The following is a 21,897-nucleotide window of genomic DNA, read 5'->3' on the forward strand; positions in this document are numbered from 1 at the left end:
TCCCGAATCCCCGCCAGTGACTTCGGTCGGGGGATGACGGCATCAAGCTCCGGGTCAAGAGCACAGCCACGATTCGTGTTTTCAATTCCGTACAGAGCCCCATTCGGCGTGAAAGCGATTCCCGGTGGAAAATGAATGCCGCTGATGAATCGGACCGTACGGGAACTGAGCGGAGCCTGATTATTGCTGAAGAAGGCTCCCGTGCGTGCCAGAGCTATGGCCCAATCGTCGGCGTTGACCATCTGACCGAAATTCCCCCTGACTTCTCGCGGTGCTGCCGGGCTGCGAAAAAGTCCGAGGATGCGTCCTCCCCGATCGGTGATGGCAACGACAAGTGACGGTTCATTTGCAGCCCGCACGGCCCGCCCAATGAGCAGACGTACGTCTTCGGCCGTGAGAATTGCCGACTCCGCTTGTCGTGCGACGACCGAAGCGAGCGAATTCTCGCCTCTTGCAGGGTCCCGGGCGACAATGCCCGGCAAAAGTATGCAAGCGGTCGCCAGGAGCAGGCCGCATCTCCTCCACGAGTCGGGTTTCGGAGATAATGCTCCATACTCTGGGACCCGGCAATCTGGCGGCGTTTTCCTCACCCGCATAATCAAGACGCCCTTATTCTACAGCTTCCGGGCAGACGGTGTCGAGCGAATGAGCAAATGACGTGAACAGTGAGCCCGTGAATCTCCGTGGGGCTCATTGTGAGATTGATGATAGTTGGCCATATGCGGTTTCCGTGAATCTCGTTCCTTTGGCCGGAGGAGACAACGGGTCAACGAGATTGACTTCGATCCTCTCATGAGCGGCGATCTGCCGAAGCCATTCGGTGACGTGGTGACGGATGGACTGGCGGAGAAGACCGGCGAGGATCCTGCCGATGGGGAACACCCGCGCGCTGGCAGCCCGGGCGGTGGAGCCTTCGCCACTCAAGCCAGGCCTCGTTGTAACTGAGCATCGTCAGGACGAGGTTCGGATTGATCCCGTTCCTTCGGCCTGTTGAACGCCATGGGCGCCAGCGTGGACCTGCGCTCCACTCATGATCTTCACCGGTTGACCGACGGTGATCGTGCCGGAGAACGACGCTCTCGCTGCTCCTCCGATTAGGCGGAGCTTGACCGGAGCGATGGAAGAACCCTCAGCTTTGGGTGCGAAGCTGTCCATCTCAGCGTGATCAAACGGAGGTAAGTTGATGTCGGTGACGACGGCTTGAAGCAGGACGCGACCTCGCTTCGGAGAGAGGCGTAATGTCACGACCTCCCTCAACGACGTTCTTCAAGATGATCTCTTGACCCTGCTTGACGGAGATCACGGTTCAAATGGCAGCAGATCGGCGAGCTGCCAGCAAGGTGCAGGAAACCCCTGAACGAGGACCTTTCTCAATCCGTCTTCCGTTACGGTGCGAAGACACGGATAGTAATCTCTTGACTGGCCGACTGCGGTGGCGAGCTATTATCGGTAACCTTGACCGTCACCGTGTAAGTCCCAAAGTCGCTCTCTACCGGACTCAGCCGAAGTGAGGCTGTTCCGTCCCCGTTGTCCGTCAGTTTCACAAACCCCACCTGTGGCGAAACGGAAAAGGTGAAGCGATTACAGGGCGCACGCGAACCCCCCACCGAGAGGCGAATCGTTTGAGTCATTCCATACGGTATGTCAATTGGGCTGCTGATCGGGTTGAGCGTCGGCTTCCGACAGGTGACATTCAAAGAGCAATCGAATGACTCCGTCGGTTGAACGTCTTTGTCTCCCTGGAGGAACACCTTCACGGTCCACTTGCCCGGCTGATCGGGAGTGAACATGTCTCGAAAACCGCCTCTCCCGTCGGTCTCTGCATGGCGCGTCGTCCGATCACCGCTCGGCGGAATGTAATCAAGGGCGACGGTCTTCCCGGCGGTGCCGGGTCTGAGAGTGCCCGTGAGCATGGCCGGTGTTCCGACGAGCGTCGGCGTTTCCGGCACATAACAGGCGAGACTCGCCCGGTTGGCCACGTAGCTGCGGATTTCCATTTGTCCCACCGGCGCAAAGGTATCGCCGCTCGGTTGGAAAACGCCCAGAGCAATCCGAGCGCTCTCACCGACACGCACTAACCGAGATGGACCAAGTGTGACCGTGATGGGCCGTCTTCCGTTCGGATTCATTCTGAGGTAGTCGGGCCGAATTTGCGTGATCCATCGCGGGGGAATTCGGATCGGGATGGGGTAGAGCTTATCACAGTTGATGTAAAACAGCCTTAAATCCTTCGCCCGGCTTTCGGGAGAGTGGTAGCTGAAATAAGTCAACAGTTCTGTCTGATTGTTCTCGTTGGAGATTTCCTCGTCGGCATGGATCAGCTCCACTTTGATCAGTACCGGCTTATCCAACGACAGTCGAGGTATCCAGTTGACAAAGTCCTTGACCACGTCTCCGGGATCAATACGAGTAATGGTGACTGTATCTACCTCTTCCGTCGGGACTCCTTTACACGAGAAAATAACATCGGGTTGTGCGACGGAGACTTTGACTCTCACATTAAAGGCGGGAACCTGACTGATATTGCGGACGCGAAAGTAAATCGAGTTGTAATGATGATTCCAGGGTGGATCGCCGGGGCCTTGTGGATCACCCTCACTGTCCAGCGGCTGATCATCCGGGTATTTGCGATAGTCGTTCATCGGGCTGTCCACCCAAATGTCCCCCGGATAGATGGCCACATCAGGACAGCCTCTGACGGGAAGATATTGGACTCTCACGTCACAATCTTCCTGAGGGAGCGTAGGCGGGGCCAGGTGGGTAATCGCCAGACCCCAACTGGGTTTGGCATAAACCTGAGTTTGGTAAAGCACAGCCTGCTCGATGATTGTTTCCTGATCTCGCAGGGCTCTGGCTCTCTCTCGGCCCGATTCGTCAATGTACGTTACAAGCACCCCGGCTGTCGGGAGGTTCTCATCCTTCCCGATCCTTTTCCGGCATTCGACATAATATCCGGTGAAGCGTGTTCCTTCGGTGGTCGTCACGAGCGTGATGGGAATGCGAAGCGCATATTTGTCGTCAATGCTGAAGAACGGTCTCGCGATGGGCTTGAGCCTGAAGACCTGATCGAAGGGGTTGGTCAATAGCGGAAGGTCAACAACTCTTAGCGATGCCGGGATCCAGCCCCGGTTCACTTTCGACCAGGCTCCGAAATGAGCGAACTGCGAGTCCCACGCCATGAGGTCCCACGGCCCCATGCATTCTCCCCTCCAACGCCCGGCCCGCTCACAACCGCCAAGCGGAGGAAACGTGCATGTCCCGTACAGATCGGGCAAGCCAAGCTGGTGACCCAGTTCGTGAGCCAGGACAGTGGCCATTTCCTTGTCGCTTTTGTCTTCCTGAACAACGGCCGCCGTGAAAGGCTGCAACCCGTTTTTGGTTTGGTAATAGACCGGGCATCCCGCGCAATTGGCTTGTCCAGCTCGGTCGTGAAGGTTTTCAAGCACGACGATCCGATCATAGGGTGCGAGGTCAATGGCCTTGGCAGCAATCTCTTCAACTGCGTCCTTTACGACCCCAGGGTTGCCAACGAAGTTTTGACCACCGACAAGATACTCCTGGAGCTTGTGCGGGAAAGTCCACCAGCCATCAGGACTCGACGGATTGATCAGCACATCGAAGTCGAAACTCGTCAGGCCGTATGTCACCTCCAGGTAGTATTCATTCACCGTCGAGTTCAGCACTTCTTCGTACTCCCAAGCTTTGTGGCGGGGTGGGCCGAACGCAGCGAACGACTGAAAGCACGGCTTATTGGGGTCAGGACAGTGGAATTCCTTGGTCCAGGGCTCTTGGAACTTCATCGGAATGACGAGTGTCTTCTGCACACCGATGGGACTGAAAAAGTTCTCGCCGCCGGCTAAGGCGTTGAGCGGTTGATCCTGATGAAGCTGCCACCGCTGCAGTTCATGATCCGTCGGGGGAAATGAAACTGTGGATTTGATCAATGCAGTCGGACTCAGGAGCATAAATCCAAGGGAAACTATCAAGAGAATGATCCGGAGCGCTTTCCTCCTGGCTGTTTGCATCGTCTTTTCTCCCTATTCAGGCAAATCGTCAATGCTCGCGCTTTCGACGCTAAACACATTTAATTTGATTTTTGCGTCATACATAGCGATAGAAATACCTTAAGTGCGCTTGGAGAGTCACCGGGAATTCACCTAGCATTGTGGGGGCTACGAATGCAACCGCGTTCAATCGCACTATCCTGGGAGCGCAGTCATATTACCTGCTTTCTCACTCGCCGTTGAGGTTGCGCCAACACCCTGGAAGGGTGCGCTGCCAGTTAATCCAGTTGCGGTTCTACTTGATGAGCCGGTTACGGAGGGCCTTGGAGACGGCCTCGGATTTGGAGTGGACTTGGAGTTTCTCGTAGATTTTTTGCAGGTGAAAGGAAACGGTCTTGACGCTCACGCCCAATTCCGCTGCCGCCGTTTTGTAGCTGTGGCCGTCGGCCAGCAGATTCAAAATCCTCAGTTCATGTGGTGTCAAGTGGTAATCGGTTCGTTCGGGCGGGCGAATCTCTCTGAATAGCGCAATCACGCGGCGGGCTACATCCGGTGACATCGGGGCACCACCGGCGACAGCCTCGGAGATGGAGTCGAGCAGTTGCGCCGGCGGCATTTTCTTCAGCAAGTAGCCGGACGCCCCGGCGCAGAGCGCATCGAAAATCCGCTCGTCATCCTCGTACACGGTATTCATCAGGAGCAGCATCTGGGGATAGCGTTCTTTCAAGATTCGGACGCCATCAATGCCGGACATGCCCGGCAGGCCAATATCCACCAGCACGAGGTCCGGCGGATCATAGCCGATTTTCTGGAGCGCCTCTTCCATCGTGCGAAAACTGCCGGTGCAGCGGTAACCGTCCGTATTGTTGAGCAGAAATTCGAGGCACTCACGGAATTTATGGTGGTCCTCGATGATGGCCACCTTGATGGGCGACGGTGGAGGTTTGGTTTCAGCAGTCATAGTGGTTGAGCCATTAGTCTATCCTCATTTGACGGATAAGTCACCCGGCATTTACCTAGTGCTTCAACCGCAAAAAGGCACAACAGCACAACGAATGACTTCTCGTAACTTAGCACTCAGGATCGGCTTTTTGATTTGCAGTTTTAGAGCACCGAAATTGATCAACAGCCCGTGCTCCATTCGGGCAGCTTTCAAATAGCCAAACCGTTGTGTCATGTGCTCATCTGCACAGGTCTTCCGCGCTGTCAATTCCACGATCAATCGGTTCTCTACGAGGATTGGCATAAAACTCTCCCAACAATGTTTCGTCTTTCCTTCGTCAAACACTTTGATGAGTGATACTGCTGCTTCACATGAAATCCTTTTTTCTTGAGCCGGTGAGTAAGAAGACTCTCGTAAATTTTCGTGCCCGTTACGGGGAGGGCAATGGATTGGAAAGGCTGGTCTCACACGCGATATCGCATAATTGCATAAGGCCATCCATGTTTTGTCCCCTTTTTCTTTTTCGTTCCCTGCACCTTTTCAGTCGCAAAACCAGCCCCTTAAAGGCATAAAAGCGCATAGGATGTCTCCTTTTGTGCATTCTGTGCCCTCTTGTGGCTCACTTGCGGTGCCCCTGAAGCGGCACTTTGAGTATCACCGTCGTGCCGACGTCCGGCTGTGAGATCACTTCCAGTTCGCCACCCAGGTTTTTTGCGCGACGACGCATGTTCATCAGCCCGTTGCCCTCGGTCGCGCGGTCGGGGTCAAACCCCTGGCCGTTATCGCTCAGCTTCAACACCAGCCGGCCTGCTTCAACCCGGAACTCAATCACAGCTTGTGTACAATGGGCGTGACGAACGATGTTATTGAGGCTCTCTTTGAATATCTTGAAGATCTCTCGGCGGGTCTCCGCACCCAGCGCAATGTCTGTTTCCTGACCGGGCACGCTGAACTGAAAAGCGATGTTGCGAGCACTGAAATTCTCCTCCGCCACCCGTCGCATGCGCTGGGTCAGATCGCCGAGAGAATCCTTTTGCGGGTTGACGGCCCAAACGATGTCGCTCATCGAGTCCACCGTCTCGCGCGAGGTGCTGGCAATGAGAGACAACCATCTCGCCATCCGTGGATCATCGGGCGACACGTGCCGGTTGGCCACTTCGCCAAGCATTGCAATAAATGACAGGTTGGAACCAATCTCATCGTGCAGATCCGTGGCAATGCGCGTGTGCACCCGTTCCATCTCGATCAGCCGTGCGACGCGAACCCGATAAATGAAATAGGCCGCGAATCCAACCACCATCGTCACCAGCAGGAGAAACCACCACCGCTGCCAGATCGGCGGGAGAACTGTGAATGCGACCGTCGCAGGCGTCGGGCTGGGCGTGCCATCCGAATTCACTGCTCGCACCATGAAACGATACTTTCCCGGTGCCAGCTTTGCGTAGTGGACCGTGCGTTGATCGGTCAGGGCGTTCCAGCCCCGATCTGCACCTTCCAGTTTGTATTCATAACGCAATGACTCACCCAGGCCAAAGCGAAGGCTGGAAAATTCAATCTGAAGTTGATTCTCGTTCGGTCCCAGGGTGATATTGGATACGCTGGTCTCCCCCAGCTCAGACACGGGATAGAGTTCGCCGGCGATGCGCAGCCCGCTGATGCGGATCGGCGGCGGCGACAGGGGCGAGTTCGGCTCGGGCAGGAATCGTGATAACCCTGAATTCGTGCAGAACCAGAGAGCCCCCTGACGGTCGCTGAACGCGGCAATGGGGTGACCTCTGGCGAGACCGTCCGCCGTTGTGTAGTGCTTGATCCGGCCGGTTGCGGGATCAAGTCGGTCGATGCCGCGACCCGTCCCGATATAAATGTTGCCTCTCCGGTCTTCGGTGATGCACGATGAAATCTGGTTACTAGAGAGCCCATCAGCCGTGGTATAGGTGACGAAGCGTGGGCGAGGTGCTGTTGGATTGTCAATGCGGCTTAGGCCCTGATCGCAACCGATCCAGAGCCGACCGGCGCGATCAACATGGAGTGCGCGAATGATCCCCCGGGGCAATCCATCGCTGGCGGTGAAGAGTGTAAAGCGGTTCCCCATATAACGAGCCAGCCCCTTTCCACCAATACCGATCCAGACATTTCCCGAGCGGTCTTCGCTAAAGGCTTCTGCCGTCCAAGTGGGTGGTGGCAATCCATCAGCTTCCGTATAGCGGTGGAACGTCTTGGTGGCGCGTTCCCATCGGATCAAACCAGACCGGACGAGGGAGAATGAACTTATCCAGATGTCGCCGCGCGAGTCTTCAAATAGGCGAAATACATCATCCGCGATCAATCCGTCTCGAGTTGTATAGATGGCTTTTGGAGGCGTATGCGCGAGCTGTTCGACATGACTCACTTTCGGGAAACGACAAAGCCCCTGTCCCGTAGCGATCCACCATTCTCCTGTCCGGTCTTGGAAACCAATTTGATTCCATCCCCACCCGAAGTAGGTAATCCTTTTGGGAAAGTCGGGTCGGGCCGCGATGAACCGTCTCCCGTCAAACCGATAAATGAACAGTTGTCCTGAGCTGTTTTTGGTAAAGACGCAGAGTTCACCGGCTCGGTCCTCAACAAGGGAAGAGACATTCGTATCATCAAAGCTATCAGCCTTAAGATAAGTCACGAATCCACTCCGGGCCAGCTTCATCGCGCCGCCATAGGTCGTCCCAATCCAGAGATTGCCCTCCCGATCTTCGGCCAGGGCGCCGATCTCGTTATCACTCAGGCCATGAGCCGTTGTATAAGTCCGAGATTGAAAACCGATCACTGGCGACGAGGGATCGAGCTTCCGCCCTTGGTCCTCCGTGCGCGAACTGGGGATGAACTTGCTCAACCCGTGATTCAGGCCGATCCAGAGATGCCCGTCGGAAGATTGAAACAACGAGAGCACCCACTCCGATGGCAACCCGAAATCCTTCCTCGTGTATATGTGAGCGACCACCGCATTGGGGATCGCGGATTTACCATTTCGAAGCTCGAAATCCGAAATTCGAAATTCAGCATTCAACAGGCAGAGTCCGTGCGTCGTTCCCGCCCATAACCGCCCGTCGCGATCTTCCAGCAGCGCATGGACGCGATTGGATGGCAAGCCATTCTGGGCCGTGTAATGCTCCACCCGACCATCGGGCCAGCGCCGGTAGAGTCCGCTGCCCCGCGTGGCAATCCACAATGCGCCCCGCCGGTCTTCCAGAATGTCTTCTACCATCCGATCATCCACCGTCTCTGACGGCATCCCCATTTCCACGAAGTGAAACTTCACCCGTCCACCCGCCTGTTCCAGGCGAAAGAGGCCGGCCCAGGTCCCCACCCACACCGTGCCCGCGTGATCTTCAAACAACACCGTGACCCTCCGTGCCGCTTCACTTTCACCCGGATGGAAAACGGTGAACAGAGATTGGGTCGTTGTCCCCGGTCCGTTACTCGTCGCCTGACTGCGGATTGTATTGGGTTTTTGGTCCCGGGTTGTTGCCACGGATCGCCGACGGCCTCTGGGATTGAATCGGCAGAGGCCATCGCCCGTTGCGATCCAATACGTGCCATCGCGCGTTTCCAGCAAATCCCTGACGCTGGGATGTGGCAATCCGTCGTTGGTCGTGTAGTTGATGAACGAGTACCCATCGAACCGCGAAAGTCCCTCCGGTGAGCAAAACCAGAGAAAGCCGCGCGAGTCGCGGACGATGCGAGTGATTTGATCGCGCGCCAAACCGTCGGCGGTCGTGTAGATTTTGATTGGCAAACGCTCGGCCACCGCGAGGCGAGTCACAAGCAGCATCGCGCCAATCCACACGGCGAGCCGGGGCAAGACCGCTTTCTTACCGTCCTTGTTCACCCGTGTCATCGAAAAAGACCGGGGAATTCTAAACCAATCCCTCGTCCTCGGCGATCTCTGCGGTGTCTTCCTGGAGGTCGCGCTACCCGACGTGAGGAGTCTCTACGACGATCGGCTCCTAGCCCAATTGGATCGTGAACTGTTCGTTCAGAAGGGGGATCGTTTATGCTCTCCGTTCCCTCTGCGCCGTGTCCGTGATGACGTGCCTCGTGAGCGCCTACGACTGCGTCGAAATTCGGCGTTGGCCGATCAGCCAGCCGACCTGTCATCGGCTGGGGCCTTGTGCTCTACTGTGTCGAGCGCCCGCGACATCGGCGAGACTGGGGGTGAGGCGGGAAGCAACCGAGCAGATGCAGGTCATTCATCCATGTGTGACAGAAGGGTCGTTGATTGCTGCAGACTCAAGTCACTCCTGTTTTTCGATCCCCGAGTCGAGGCTCTTTCTCCGATCGGGCAGTTGCTTATCAGTCAGAGGTGTGCTAATTTCCCGGCTGCAACTCAGTCGTTTGATACGGCCCTTCAAGCGATGAGATCGTCTGAGGATTACAGTGGTGAGGGCGCGGGAAAGAAATGGTGCTTCAATGACCCAACCATCAAACCAATCCACTAGCGTGCCCTGATGGCGGGCCATCGAGCCGGAAGAATGAGAGGAGGAGAACAGGGTTCAGGATCAGGTCGGTTCAGCCGGGAGTGGTTCCCGCTTCTCTTACCGATCAGTCTGGTCCTACCTTTACTCGGTGGAGATCCTCAGATCCCCCGACGACCGATCACTGCCGCGGGGGCGATTCAGGGTCAGGTTCGGGATGGACACGGGTCGCCGGTTCCGTTCGTTCAGATAACGCTCACTGCCCTCGGAGGAGAAAAGTCATATCGAACGGTGAGCACAGGGGAGGGGATTTTTCGGTTTTTCGATCTTGTGCCGGGAGAGTATGAGTTGCGCGGGGAACGCGAGGGCATTCGTCCTTTCATTCAACGACCAATCGTGGTGATGGCGGGCGAGGTCAAGACGCTTATTCTTACGGTCGAGTCTGAGCATCCAGCCCCGAGTCGAACGACGAGACTGCCCCGGCGCCCGACAGAAAAGATCGAGGGTGTTGTCGAAATAGGACCCCGCGAAGAACCAGAAGACGAACGGATTGTGCTCGAATCGAGACTTCCCCGGCGAGCGGAACCGGAATCAGGCGAAGAGAAGCCGACGGCCCCCCCACCCATCCCCTTCACCACACCTCGTGATCCTCCGCTGGGTGCGGCAGGGCCATCGCCGATCAAACCAAGAGAGCCAACTGACCCCGATTTTGTTTCCTGGCCCGACCGATGGCGCGTGGGATTTCCTCCCTGGGATCGGGAGACGGGCTATGAAGCGCCCTACACTCGCGGACGCTGGTGGGACCCCTTCAATCAGAACGTCCTCAAGGGAGATTATCCCCTCTTCGGCCAGCACGTCTTTTTCAATTTCACAGCGACAAGCGAGACGGTGGTCGAGGGGCGCCGACTCTACGTGCCGAGCAATGCGAGCGCTGCCGAACCCCTGAGCGAGCCGTTCTTCGGACGGGGCGGCCAGTTCTTCCTCAACCAAAATTTCATCCTATCGGCCGCGCTCTTTCACGGGGACACGGCATTCAAGCCCGTAGACTGGCAGATGAAGGTCACCCCTGTGATCAATCTGAACTATCTGGTGACGCGCGAGACCGGTCTGGTCAACATTGATGTGCGTCGGGGCACAACCCGTTTCGATAGTCACTTCGCGTTCCAGGAACTCTTTGGCGAAGTCAAGCTGGCGGATGTGAGCCCGAAGTATGACTTCGTTTCCGTTCGGGTGGGCATCCAGCCCTTCATCAGCGATTTTCGCGGTTTCCTGTTCGTGGACAATCAGCCGGGCATTCGCTTCTTTGGCAACTGGGCATCGAATCTCTATCAATGGAACGTGGCGGCCTTCACGCTCCTGGAGAAGGACACCAACAGTCGGTTGAACACGGTCTTTGAATCCCGCCATCAATACGTGATCATCGCCAATCTCTACCGGCAGGACTTCATCAAGAAAGGCTACACCATTCAGGGGAGCATCCATTATAGCGATGATCATGCCGGGCGATCGGATGAGGGCGGACTTCATTTCGACAAAAACGGCTTTCTCGTTCGGCCCGCGGCTATCGGCAGCTTCACTCCGCATAATTTGAAGATCGGCTACCTGGGCATTGCTGGAGACGGGCACATCGGACGATTGAATGTCTCCCATGCCTTTTACCAGGCCCTCGGTCGGGATGATCGAAACCCCATTGCCGGGCGACCGATCCGGGTGAATGCGCAGATGGTGGCGGCTGAACTTTCCGTTGACCGTGATTGGCTGAGGCTGAAGGGATCGTTTTTCTTCTCTTCGGGCGATAGCCGACCGCTCGATGATCGCGGCCGTGGGTTCGATTCGATCATTGACGCGCCGAATTTCGCCGGAGGGATTTTCGGCTTCTTCAACCGCCAGGGCATTCGGCTGACGGGAACGAATCTGATGCTGGTGGATCGAGATAGCTTGCTCCCGAGCCTCCGTAGCAGCAAGGACGAGGGTCAGGCCAATTTCGTCAATCCCGGCCTCTTTCTCTTTCACGTCGGGGCTGACGCCGAATTGACGCCCAAGCTGCGAGGATTCGTCAATGTGAGCGTTCTCAGATTTCATCGCACGGAGCCGCTCGAGTTGGTTTTGTTTCAAGCTCCGATTCGTCACGGCATCGGTGTGGATTACGGTCTCGGCGTTCTCTATCGGCCACCGCTCACGGAAAACATCGTCATCACGGCGGGCGCTTCGGCGCTCACACCATTTGCCGGATTCCGGGATATTTTCACGTCGAAGACTCTGCTCTCGACATTCGCTGCGGTGAGATTGACATTTTGAGACCGTGGAGGGCGTGACTTCGACGGGATGTGGAGAAGGGTTTCGCCGGAGAGGACGAAGATATGAGGCGAGCCATTGCATTAAAGGTCGGTGCGATGACATTGTTTGCCGGCGCGATCGTTTCGGCTGCCTTCGATTTGGATTCCACGCTTTCGGTGGGACAGCAGGCGAGGCTCTCGGATCAATCGGAGGAGGATGTCAAGGCCAAAAGCGCCGGATGCCTCCGTTGCCATCACCCTATGGATGCGCCCACGATGCACGAGTCGCCGGCGGTTCGTCTCGGCTGCGTGGATTGTCATGGTGGGGATGCCACCGTTGAGGTACCGGCGGGAGCGAAACCGGGTGAGCCGGCGTATGAGGAGGCAAAGAAAAAAGCCCACGTTCATCCACGCTTTCCTCGTCAGTGGGGCAAGGACGCGACTCCGGCGCGGGCAGCTAATCCGGTTCGGTCCTACACACTGCTCAATCGCGAATCCCCCGAGTTCATTCGCTTCATCAATCCGGGGGATTTACGGATCGCGCACCTGACCTGCGGGCAGAGCGGCTGTCATCCGAGCGAAGTTGCGACCGTGCGAAAGAGCATGATGGCTCATGGAGCGATGCTGTGGGGAGCGGCCCTCTACAATAACGGCTCCTTTCCGCTGAAAAATCCGCGCTTCGGAGAAGCCTACGGGTTAGACGGCACGCCGCAGCGGCTTCAGACCTATCCGCCGCCGACCGAAGAGGAGATGCGTCGCAAGGGCGTGCTGCCCTATCTCGATCCGTTGCCTCGATGGGAAATCACTCAGCCGGGCAATATCCTTCGCGTCTTCGAGCGCGGCGGCCGTCGGCGACTGGAGGTCGGTTTGCCCGATCGGGAGGAAGAACCGGGTAAACCCGATAAAGGCCTCAGCCCGCGTGGGCTGGGCACGCTCAATCGAACCGATCCCGTCTTCCTCGGTCTGCAGAAGACGCGCCTGTTCGATCCGACGCTGTGGTTTCTCGGTACCAATGATCATCCGGGAGATTATCGCTCCAGCGGATGTACGGCATGTCATGTCATCTACGCGAATGATCGGTTCGAGGCTCACTCCGGACCTTATGCACGGTTTGGCAATGAGGGGCGCAGTTTCAGCGCCGATCCGACGATACCCAAAAACGTCCCCGGCCATCCCATTCGTCATGTTCTCACCCGCGCCATTCCGTCCAGCCAGTGCATCGTCTGCCACATCCATCCTGGGACAACCGTGACCAATAGCTACCTCGGCTATATCTGGTGGGATAACGAGTCCGACGGGGAGTTGATGTATCCCCGAGAGGAGCGGAAACTGACGGCCAAACAAATTGATGAAATCCAGCGAGCCAATCCCGAAGGATCGGCAGTGCGCGGCCTTTGGTCTGATCCTGAGTTTCTCACCCGGCTCGTGGAACTGAATCCTCGATTGCGCCACAATCAATTCGCCGATTTTCACGGTCACGGCTGGGTCTTTCGCGCCGTCTACAAACGAGATCGAAAGGGACGATTACTGGATGCCGAGGGCCGCATCGTCGGCGAGGATGATCCGGACCGATTCAAGAAAGCCGTTCACCTGAAAGATATTCACCTCGAGAAGGGAATGCACTGCGTGGATTGCCATTTCGCTCAGGACAGTCACGGCAACGGCAAACTGTATGGAGAGGTGCGCAACGCCATCGAGATTGATTGCACGGATTGTCACGGGACGATCTATCGTCCGGCGACGCTCGTGACGTCGGGACCGGCGGCTCCTCCGGGAGGAACCAATCTGGCGCGATTACGAACGCCCTTGGGGCAGCGCCGCTTCGAATGGCGCCGAGGACGACTCTTCCAGCGTTCGATGGTCGTGCCCGGTCTCGAATGGGAGGTCGTTCAAGTCCGCGACACAATCACCCCGGGTTCGCCTCATTACAACGAGAAGTCACGACTGGCCAAGACGCTTCGCCGCGACGGCCAGCGGTGGGGCGATGTGCCGACATCCGAGACGGAGCTGGCCCATGCCAACAGCCGGATGACGTGTTTCTCCTGTCACACAGCGTGGGTGACCAGTTGCTTCGGCTGTCACCTGCCGATGACAGCCAACGTAAAGAAGCCGATGCTTCATAACGAGGGGGAGGTTTTGCGGAACTGGACTTCCTACAACTTTCAAACGATCCGCGACGATATTTTCATGCTCGGACGCGATGGTACGGTGACGGGACGACGCATCGCCCCCATCCGTTCCGCGTGCGCCGTGCTGGTCAGTTCGCAGAATCAGAACCGGGAGTGGATCTATTCCCAGCAGCAGACCGTATCGGCGGAAGGTTACAGCGGTCAGGCGTTCAGTCCCTTCGTCCCTCACACGGTGCGGGCGAAGGAAACGAAAGTCTGCACTGACTGCCACCTATCGGCTGATAATGACAACAACGCCTGGATGGCGCAGGTGCTCATGCTCGGTACGAACATGGTGAACTTCCTGGGCCGCTATGTCTACGTCGCCGAGGGAAAGGAGGGCTTTGAAGCTGTGGTCGTCACCGAACATGATGAACCGCAGGCGGTGATTGGGAGCACGCTGCACAAAATCGCCTATCCGACGAGCTATCGAAAACACATCGCTCGTGGCCGGCGCCTTCACGAAGCCTATCACCATCCGGGCAAGGACGTTCTCGCTCTTCCGGGTCATGGGACGGAGGTGCTCAGTGTTCAACTGCGCGGGGAATATCTCTATGCCGCGACGGGGCGAGGAGGACTTCGCATCTACGATGTCGCGCAGATTGATCAGAAGGGGTTTTCCGAGCGTATCGTGACGGCTCCAGTCTCCCCGCTCGGACAACGGTTCTACGTGAAAACGAAATACGCGACGGCTGTGGCCTCTCCTTCGACAATGGCCGTTGATCCCACGCGGCCTCATCGGCCCGAGAACGAAGAGGCCATCTATCGTGATGACAAACAGCCGATTCATCCCCTTTATGCCTTTCTCTACGTGACCGATAGGGAGGAGGGCCTCATCGTCATCGGCAATCCTCCGGGGAGCGAGATGGCGAAGCGAGCGGGCGTGGGCGTTTCCACGCTACTTGACGGAAATCCCGAGAATAACTTCCTCACGCGAGCCGTCACGTTCAATCCCGGCGGGATACTCTCCGGAGCCGTGAACATTACAATAGCCGGTGTGTACGCTTACATTTCCTGCGATCGGGGTCTGGTCATCGTGAGTCTCGACGATCCGCTCAACCCGCGCGTGGTGGCCGAGGTCGGTCCGCCGGCTATACGGCGGCCCCGCGCCGTAGCGGTTCAATTCCGCTACGCCTTCGTGGTTGATTCTGAGGGAATGAAGGTGATTGATGTGACATTCCCGGAGAAGCCGCGACCTGTTCCCGGAGCCGTCATCCCGCTTGCCGATGCGCGCAATATCTACGTGGCACGAACATACGCCTATATCGCGGCTGGTCGGGATGGACTTGTCATCGTTGACGTCGAACGGCCCGAGAAGCCCCGGCTCGATCAAGTCTATACGGCCGATGGCCAGATTAACGACGCCAACGATGTGAAGATCGGTATGACCAATGCGAGCGTCTTCGCTTACGTCGCCGACGGCAGGAATGGATTGCGCGTGATTCAACTCATATCGCCGGAGACGACGCCTACGTTTCTCGGTTTCAGCCCGCGTCCATCACCGATGCTCATCGCCACCTACCACACGCATGGGCCGGCTCTCGCCCTGTCCAAGGGTTTAGATCGAGATCGCGCCGTTGACGAGAGCGGTAACCAGATCGCCGTCTTCGGTCGGCGTGGCGCGCGTCCCTTCAACCGCGAGGAGATGCAGCGGCTTTACCTCCGCGAGGGCCAACCTTATTTCGTCACGAATGATCCACCGGGTCCACCCATCTCTGGGACGGAAAAGGCATTAACGCCTATGAGGGGATTGCTTCACGGCGATCCCTCTCCCTGGGGTCTGGCTCTTGGTCTCATTTCGGCCATCCTCGCGTGCATCAGGATGAAACGAACTCTGACCCGCCAGGCCAAATAGAATCCAGCGGGAGGACATCTCCCGTCTTTGTTTCGGACCGTTTGCCGGGAACTTCAAAACAATCCGGTTTCGATCCTCCGTGTGTTCTGAGGGCTGCCTGGACAACCCGAATGGATTTGGAAAGTTCGGAAAATGATCTGGCAAACTGGAGGCGCAGTGACGCGCAGGCCGGGAGCAATCAGGTGTCCTGATTTGCCCGCTTGCTTGGGCGGACGGATTAAACTACGCTTTGACATGGAATGGCGAGCAGGCACCAGGATTGGTTGCGGCAAGCGGAGAAGGATCTGGAGCATGCCCGACATGCGCTGGAGGATGCTGATCTGGAGTGGGCGTGCTTTGCCGCACAGCAGGCGGCAGAAAAGGCGGTGAAGGCACTGTATCAAAAACTCGGGGCCAGTGCCCGAGGCCATTCGGTTGCCATGTTGCTCTCCCAGCTTCCACCTGGTGTGGCGGTGGATCAAACGCTGATTGATAAGGCGAAGGTGCTGGACAAACATTACATCCCGCCGAGGTATCCCAACGCTTATCCGAGTGGCGCGCCCTTTGAGTATTACACTCATGAAGAGGCGGCGCGAGCGATCGAATATGCTGATGCGATCGTCGGATTCTGTCGAGATCGAATACTTCCCTGATCGCGAGGTCTGGGAAGAACTGCGGGCGTTTGCCGCCCAACTGCGACGGCAACATCCGGAGATCGAGAAGGTGCTTGTCTTTGGATCATTGGTGCGCGGCGATTGTGTCCCCGGCAGTGACGTGGATCTGCTGGTGGTGCTGCGCGAATCAAATGTGTCCTTTCTGGAAAGGATCCCTCAATATACTCCCTCGAATTTTCCGGTAGCTGTGGACGTCTTCCCCTATACGTGCGAGGAATTGGAACACATGCTCAGGGAAGGCAACACTTTCATCCAGGAAGCCCTGGCCGAAGGAATAGAAGTGCCGAGCGAGGGGGGAAGCAGGGCGGACGAAGCTTCATGAGTACAACTGCCAGCCCCTTCAAACGTGATGAGAGGACGTTCCATTTCTCTCCCTCCTCTCAGCCAAGGTGACACTTTATATTGCCGCCTCAGATCCAATCGCTAGGGTGAATAAAACGAAGGATCGTGCGTTCTTGCCGGCATAGCGCCGTTAAAAACCCCCTGTCATCTGAAACGGCTTCCTTGCCTGAAATCAGGGCATCTCGCGCACTTCGCCATCCCCACGGGCTCAGCTCATGCCACGATGGAACTATCGTCTCCCCAGTCGGGTCAAGCGACCTGACGCGACGCACGGGATCCGCGCTTTCATCCTGTGGCTCGCCGGTCATGCGATAACGCCATGTCCCATATACAGCGCGCGGGTGGAGTGGGCCAACCTTCTTGTGCTTGATACTGTGATATACGGGCTAAGCCATTCGACCGGTGGATCATGTCCCAGCATGCTTCGGCCCCATGCTCCCGCACCTCATGCACCAAGATGAGAGGACATTTCGCTGGATGCTCCTTCCCGCCTCTTGATGGCGCTCGATCCGGCTCGTTGAAGCCGTCACGGGAGTTCCGCCGAACACCCGATCGTCTGCAATTAGCGGAAGTGTTGATGAAGCTCGCCCATCAGCGTGGCGAACCTGGTGGGTTCGAAGCGCTCCGGGCGTTCGAGATAATCGAGCAGCCTCGTGAGGGCCGATTGCACGGCGGGCTCGACGGCGACTCCTCTGGTTGAGGAGAGGGCGTCGAGCGACATCACCGCTTGTTCGGCGGCACGAACACCCGCGAATCCAATTCTCTCGCCGTCCCCGGAGATGTTCCGTAACAGGGCCTGCGTTACCTGATCCGTCAAGGGGGTGGTAACAATCTTACCGAGGATGCGTTCGACGATGGCCTGGGTCTGTTTGATCGCGGCGCTGATTTTCTCCCGCTCGACCGTTGGTTGGCTGAGGAGCATGCTGAGGGTGGCGATTTGCTCGTCAAGCGTCCTGCCCTCATCTGGGGCAATCACGCGCACGAGATGTCGAAAGACGGCGGCACGGGCTGTATTCCAGGGCGGACGTCCCGGCGCGTGACTGTAACCGCGACGTTGTCTCCAACTGGGTTCGCGCAGATCGTGGTGGCAACTGTAGCAATCGTACTCAGCGAATTCCGGCCAGGTGGGACTGGAGACGCGCCGGGCCAGCTGGTTCAAAGTCTCTCGCAGGGCGACGGCTTGTCCCACAGCCCAGGCAGTCAGGCCGAAGGCCTCGCGCTTGGGACGCGCTCCCTTCCAATTGTCCTCGCTCCGCCAGTGCGGCGGCATGGCGAGCGTGAAATACTCCAGCTCGAAGATGAGGTCGGGATGGCCGGCGGCGATCAGCTCATGATTGACGGTCTTCTCCTCATCGCCCAGATGACAGGACAGGCAGAGTTCAGCCCGCCTGACGGGATGACGCGTGTCATACATGCCGACGGCGACCGATTGTTCGTGCGTCCAGTCGCGGGTCGTGTGAGGCCCGAGCCATTTCTCGGCGGGGCCATGACAGCTTTCACAGCTCACGCCATCGCTCAGATCGAACGTGCGAGCGCGACGCTCCGGTGGGACACTCAGGGCATGGCAGGGAAGGCAGCGCCGGCTCTGCTCCGGCTTCTCCTCCATCCCAAGATTTCGCGCGATCAATTGTGATCTTTCCGTGAGCAAAACCTGATAGGCTTTGGCGTGTTTGTCTTTGAGCACCCAGGTGGTGTACTCGTTCTGCTGGATGCGACTTTCTCTGTCGGAGGCCGGAGTCACGGCGCCATGACAGGCCGTTGAACTGCAGGCTCCGGGGCCGGTGTATCGCGCCGGTAGCGTCTGGCCGTTGGCGACGGCCGAGGAAGAGGAATCGGGGGGAGCCGTCTGTTTGCGGATCAGGCTAAAATAAGCCGTGAGAAATGCCGCTGCCATCAGGCCCGCAAGGGCAATTTTTTTCATGTTCACCGTTATCCTCTCTCCGGTAGGTGCATTCTTGAGTCCGGGGGTGGGATCGGCGGGTGCTCTCTCCGCTCTCCTGATTCACCCATCACCGCTCACCCGCGTGAATGCTATGGAAAAGGCAAGGTCAAGTCAACGAGAAACAAGCCCGGGGCGAGCGGTCTCCGACACTGGCAGATGATTCAACGGGCGCGGGCGAAAGGTACCACCCGTTAATACAACGGACACAGCAGACCGCTCATCCCTCTAGGGCCGGCATCATTGAGGTCAGCCACAAGGGGGTTCATGAGATGGCGCCAGCCGTGGTGGTGAAAAATTTTTCGCGTATCCTCTCCGCAGCTCTCCCCGGTCCAAATAAGATCGTAACTTCTCCTGTCGCTGCATGCCGCTCGGTTTGACCTGGTCTGGCGCCGTCGCTAAATTGACTTGCTCAGGAGCCGTTGCTATAGTAGGCGGGCGAGTTGTAGGATCACCGGCGCTTTTCGATTGCGGAGGTTGAAAGTGGGAAGGCTCGCCCAAACCGGAGTTCAGCTCAGGCGCTTTCGATGATTCCGTCATCGCTTGATCAAAGCGGTTCAAGTGCTTCGTCGGAGAGGCCGCCTGACCGCGGTGAAGAGAAAGGGGGCCCGGGCGGTGAGCTTCTCACACCGGATGACCTTTCGGCCTATCCGATTTTCCACGAAGTTCCCCGGAAGCAACTGGAGCGGCTCTTCGAGTGGAATGAGCGGGCTGTTGTGCGTCGGCGGTTTCGTCCCGGCGAGATCGTCTGTCGTCAGGGGGACTACGGCTCGACGGCCTTTTACATCGTGCGGGGGCGGGTCGAAGTCTTCATCACGAGCCCCATTGCCCATGCCAGGAGTCAGAAGCAGGAGGGGAAGAGAGGCTGGCTCTCGGGACGGGTTCGGAAATTTGCCACGTTGCTCCTGTCGGCTCGGGAGGACCCGCGTGAGGAAGAAGAGTTTCGCCGCTATATTCCGATTGATGCGCCCATTGACCTGGCGATGGATGAACCGGTTGGCCAGTTGCATGATGGGGACCTTTTTGGTGAGATGACGTGCTTGAGCTTCTATCCTCGCTCGGCGACGGTGCGTGCCGTGACCGACTGCGAGATGCTGGAGATGGAGCGAAATGTCCTCGAGCTGCTCAAGAAGCAGTCGAAGACGTTTCGGGAGAAGCTGGAGCGCGACTACCGGCAGCGGGCGCTCGACACGCATCTGCGGAGCGTGCGAGAGTTTGCTTCATTGCCCGACGATTTCTTGGACGAGTTACGGGCGCGGGTCGAGCTTGTCTCTTATGATCCCGGCGAGGTGATCTGTCGTCAGGGAGAGCCGGCCGATAGTTTCTATCTCATCCGCCTCGGCTTTGTACGCGTGAGTCAACAACATCCCGGAGGAGAAATTGTCCTGGCCTATCTCTCTCGGGGGCAGTATTTCGGCGAAATCGGTCTTTTAAGCGGAGGGGTGCGGACGGCGACCTGCACAGCGCTGGATCATGTCGAGGTGGTGCGCCTGCGCAAGGACGACTTCGTCGCTCTCATCGAGCGATTCCCTGCGATTCGAGCCCAGCTCGAAGCCGAGGCTCAGCGGCGGATCGAGGCCACTCAGCGGCTGACGCGTCAGGTTACGGACCTTCCCCTGGACGATTTCCTCCAGCAGGGACTGATGAACGCGCAGAATGTCCTGCTCATTGATCTCGAGCGCTGCACCCGGTGCGATGAGTGCGTGAAAGCCTGTGCTGCAGCTCATGACGGAGTGACGCGATTGATTCGTGACGGGCTCCGCTATGACAAATATCTCGTGGCCACATCCTGCCGACAATGCACCGATCCGGTCTGTATGATTGGGTGTCCGGTGGGGTCAATCCGTCGGCGAGAATCCCTGGAGATCGTCATCGAGGACTGGTGCATCGGATGCGGGAAGTGCGCGGCGCAATGTCCGTATGGCAATATCAATATGCATGAGTTTGAGGTGGCGCGTCGGGGTCCCTCCGAGCGCATGACCGTTCCCCTTCCGGTCATTGAGCGAAAAGCGGTGATCTGCGATCTCTGCGCGCCCCTGGGGGAGCCAAGCTGTGTTTATGCGTGTCCCCATCAGGCGGCCCTGCGCGTCAATCCCCGGGAATTCTTCTTTGCCCAGGGGGAGCACGCACGCCCCCTATGACAGTGAAAAGGTCATGGTGGGAATGGTTCACTCCATCGAGCCCGGGCGATCGAGATGATCATTGACCGCACGCATCGGCGATGGATAATCGCCTGCCTGCTCATTGTTGTGGTTGGCCTGATCATGTTCATTCCCTATGCCGCATGGGCGGTGCCCGGTCCACGAGGAGGGAGCGCCCTCGGTCTTGCGTATGGCATTACGGGTACGGCGTTCATCGTCGTCTGCGCCCTGCTTGGAGCCCGTAAGAAAGTTCCCACCTGGCGCGTCGGTCGAGCGGAGACGTGGGTGCGGGCGCACCTGTGGCTGGGAATAGCGAGCCTCCCTTTGATTCTCTTTCACAGCGGATTTCGTTTTGGCGGGACAATAAGCACCATTCTAATGGTCCTCTTTCTCCTGATCGTGGCTAGCGGTATTGTCGGGATGCTGCTCCAGCACTACCTCCCCCGAAAGATGTTGAACGAGCTGCCGATGGAGACGGTGTACGAGGAGATCCCCCATGTGCTCGATCAGCTTCGACTGGAGGCCGGGCTCCTCGTCTGGAGCGCCTGTGGATCGCTTGTGGAGGAAGGACTCTCGCTTCAACGGGTGCTCAGGACCGTGAAAGAGACCCTCGATCATCATCGCAAGGCAGCAGATGCGGGGCAGCCGCCGGGTCCGTGGCCTCCACTCCTGACGGCGTTTTACCGGGAACTCGGTCTCCGTCGTCTGTCTCTGGAAGAGGTGCGCGATCTCATGGATGAAATGATCAAAGGCCGCTCGACGGAGGTCGCGGAGATGCCGCCATCCGACGGCCTCCGGCTGAAAGAGTTCTACCGGGATGTCCTGAAGCCGTATCTGGCGGACTCCTGGGATCGGAATGGGCCGCTCAGCGATCCCCGCCGATGCGATCTGGCTTTTTCCCGTCTCAGGGCGACGGTATCACCGGCCGTGCACGGTATTGTCGCGGATCTCTCCGAACTGTGTCTGGAGCGAAGGCAACTGGAGCGTCAGCGGCAGATGCATCGGTGGCTGCAGGGATGGTTGTTCGTCCACGTACCGCTTTCGATGGCGCTTCTCGTGCTAACGGCGATCCACGCAATCATGAGCCTGCGGTATTAAAACGGCGAGATCAACTCAGATTACGGCCAC

General features: G+C 57.8%; 14 protein-coding genes. 7 read left to right on the plus strand and 7 right to left on the minus strand.

The genetic code is table 11. The features are described from left to right. Window positions 1–482, minus strand: a 482-nt coding sequence (locus VNM72_00045; GenBank protein HXF03788.1) for a hypothetical protein, incomplete at its 3' end; no start/stop codon positions are given. A 310-nt stretch (window positions 483–792) separates the two neighbouring features. Between VNM72_00045 and VNM72_00050 the strand changes: the two genes are divergently transcribed. Then, window positions 793–945, plus strand: a complete 153-nt coding sequence (locus tag VNM72_00050; GenBank protein ID HXF03789.1) for a hypothetical protein — start codon at window positions 793–795, stop codon at window positions 943–945. A gap of 6 nt (window positions 946–951) precedes the next feature. Here VNM72_00050 and VNM72_00055 read toward each other — a convergent pair whose 3' ends face one another. The 5 genes from VNM72_00055 to VNM72_00075 form a co-directional block, all read right to left on the minus strand. Beyond that, window positions 952–1,245, minus strand: a complete 294-nt coding sequence (locus tag VNM72_00055; protein HXF03790.1) for a hypothetical protein — start codon at window positions 1,243–1,245, stop codon at window positions 952–954. A 140-nt stretch (window positions 1,246–1,385) separates the two neighbouring features. Then, complete coding sequence (locus tag VNM72_00060; protein HXF03791.1) at window positions 1,386–4,025, minus strand: hypothetical protein; 2,640 nt, start codon at window positions 4,023–4,025, stop codon at window positions 1,386–1,388. A 274-nt stretch (window positions 4,026–4,299) separates the two neighbouring features. Next, on the minus strand, window positions 4,300–4,965 hold the full coding sequence (locus VNM72_00065) for a response regulator transcription factor (protein ID HXF03792.1): 666 nt from the start codon (window positions 4,963–4,965) through the stop codon (window positions 4,300–4,302). A gap of 63 nt (window positions 4,966–5,028) precedes the next feature. Next, a complete protein-coding gene (locus tag VNM72_00070; GenBank protein ID HXF03793.1) occupies window positions 5,029–5,445 on the minus strand; it encodes a GxxExxY protein in 417 nt (138 codons plus the stop codon). Between the two features lie 121 nt (window positions 5,446–5,566). Further along, window positions 5,567–8,818 (minus strand): two-component regulator propeller domain-containing protein, encoded by a 3,252-nt coding sequence (locus VNM72_00075; protein ID HXF03794.1) that lies wholly within the window; start codon window positions 8,816–8,818, stop codon window positions 5,567–5,569. A 634-nt stretch (window positions 8,819–9,452) separates the two neighbouring features. On the opposite strand from VNM72_00075, the gene VNM72_00080 reads away from it, so the two are divergent. The 4 genes from VNM72_00080 to VNM72_00095 all read left to right on the plus strand — a co-directional run bounded on the left by VNM72_00080 (window position 9,453) and on the right by VNM72_00095 (window position 16,669). Beyond that, on the plus strand, window positions 9,453–11,693 hold the full coding sequence (locus tag VNM72_00080; GenBank protein ID HXF03795.1) for a carboxypeptidase regulatory-like domain-containing protein: 2,241 nt from the start codon (window positions 9,453–9,455) through the stop codon (window positions 11,691–11,693). A 62-nt stretch (window positions 11,694–11,755) separates the two neighbouring features. Continuing rightward, window positions 11,756–15,694 carry a hypothetical protein gene (locus VNM72_00085; protein ID HXF03796.1) on the plus strand — a complete coding sequence of 1,313 codons (3,939 nt, stop codon included), beginning with the start codon at window positions 11,756–11,758 and terminating at the stop codon, window positions 15,692–15,694. Between the two features lie 239 nt (window positions 15,695–15,933). After that, complete coding sequence (locus VNM72_00090) at window positions 15,934–16,326, plus strand: HEPN domain-containing protein (protein ID HXF03797.1); 393 nt, start codon at window positions 15,934–15,936, stop codon at window positions 16,324–16,326. Next, window positions 16,286–16,669 carry a nucleotidyltransferase domain-containing protein gene (locus VNM72_00095; protein HXF03798.1) on the plus strand — a complete coding sequence of 128 codons (384 nt, stop codon included), beginning with the start codon at window positions 16,286–16,288 and terminating at the stop codon, window positions 16,667–16,669. The genes VNM72_00090 and VNM72_00095 overlap by 41 nt, the downstream gene beginning before the upstream one ends. A gap of 582 nt (window positions 16,670–17,251) precedes the next feature. Here the strand turns inward: VNM72_00095 and VNM72_00100 are convergent. Further along, window positions 17,252–18,610 (minus strand): multiheme c-type cytochrome, encoded by a 1,359-nt coding sequence (locus VNM72_00100; GenBank protein ID HXF03799.1) that lies wholly within the window; start codon window positions 18,608–18,610, stop codon window positions 17,252–17,254. A 545-nt stretch (window positions 18,611–19,155) separates the two neighbouring features. On the opposite strand from VNM72_00100, the gene VNM72_00105 reads away from it, so the two are divergent. Together VNM72_00105 and VNM72_00110 are read left to right on the plus strand one after the other, a co-directional pair. Next, complete coding sequence (locus VNM72_00105; protein HXF03800.1) at window positions 19,156–20,769, plus strand: cyclic nucleotide-binding domain-containing protein; 1,614 nt, start codon at window positions 19,156–19,158, stop codon at window positions 20,767–20,769. A gap of 54 nt (window positions 20,770–20,823) precedes the next feature. After that, window positions 20,824–21,867: a hypothetical protein gene (locus VNM72_00110; GenBank protein HXF03801.1), complete on the plus strand. Its 1,044-nt coding sequence runs from the start codon at window positions 20,824–20,826 to the stop codon at window positions 21,865–21,867. Window positions 21,868–21,897 lie beyond the last annotated feature (30 nt).

It is taken from the genome of Blastocatellia bacterium (assembly GCA_035573895.1).
Classification (GTDB): domain Bacteria; phylum Acidobacteriota; class Blastocatellia; order HR10; family HR10; genus DATLZR01.

Coding starts and splice junctions, on each gene's coding strand:
- VNM72_00050 (HXF03789.1), top strand. CDS start 793: ATGAGCGGCGATCTGCCGAAGCCATTCGGTGACGTGGTGACGGATGGA.
- VNM72_00060 (HXF03791.1), bottom strand. CDS start 4,025: ATGCAAACAGCCAGGAGGAAAGCGCTCCGGATCATTCTCTTGATAGTT.
- VNM72_00065 (HXF03792.1), bottom strand. CDS start 4,965: ATGACTGCTGAAACCAAACCTCCACCGTCGCCCATCAAGGTGGCCATC.
- VNM72_00070 (HXF03793.1), bottom strand. CDS start 5,445: ATGGCCTTATGCAATTATGCGATATCGCGTGTGAGACCAGCCTTTCCA.
- VNM72_00075 (HXF03794.1), bottom strand. CDS start 8,818: ATGACACGGGTGAACAAGGACGGTAAGAAAGCGGTCTTGCCCCGGCTC.
- VNM72_00080 (HXF03795.1), top strand. CDS start 9,453: ATGAGAGGAGGAGAACAGGGTTCAGGATCAGGTCGGTTCAGCCGGGAG.
- VNM72_00085 (HXF03796.1), top strand. CDS start 11,756: ATGAGGCGAGCCATTGCATTAAAGGTCGGTGCGATGACATTGTTTGCC.
- VNM72_00090 (HXF03797.1), top strand. CDS start 15,934: ATGGCGAGCAGGCACCAGGATTGGTTGCGGCAAGCGGAGAAGGATCTG.
- VNM72_00095 (HXF03798.1), top strand. CDS start 16,286: ATGCGATCGTCGGATTCTGTCGAGATCGAATACTTCCCTGATCGCGAG.
- VNM72_00100 (HXF03799.1), bottom strand. CDS start 18,610: ATGAAAAAAATTGCCCTTGCGGGCCTGATGGCAGCGGCATTTCTCACG.
- VNM72_00105 (HXF03800.1), top strand. CDS start 19,156: ATGATTCCGTCATCGCTTGATCAAAGCGGTTCAAGTGCTTCGTCGGAG.
- VNM72_00110 (HXF03801.1), top strand. CDS start 20,824: ATGATCATTGACCGCACGCATCGGCGATGGATAATCGCCTGCCTGCTC.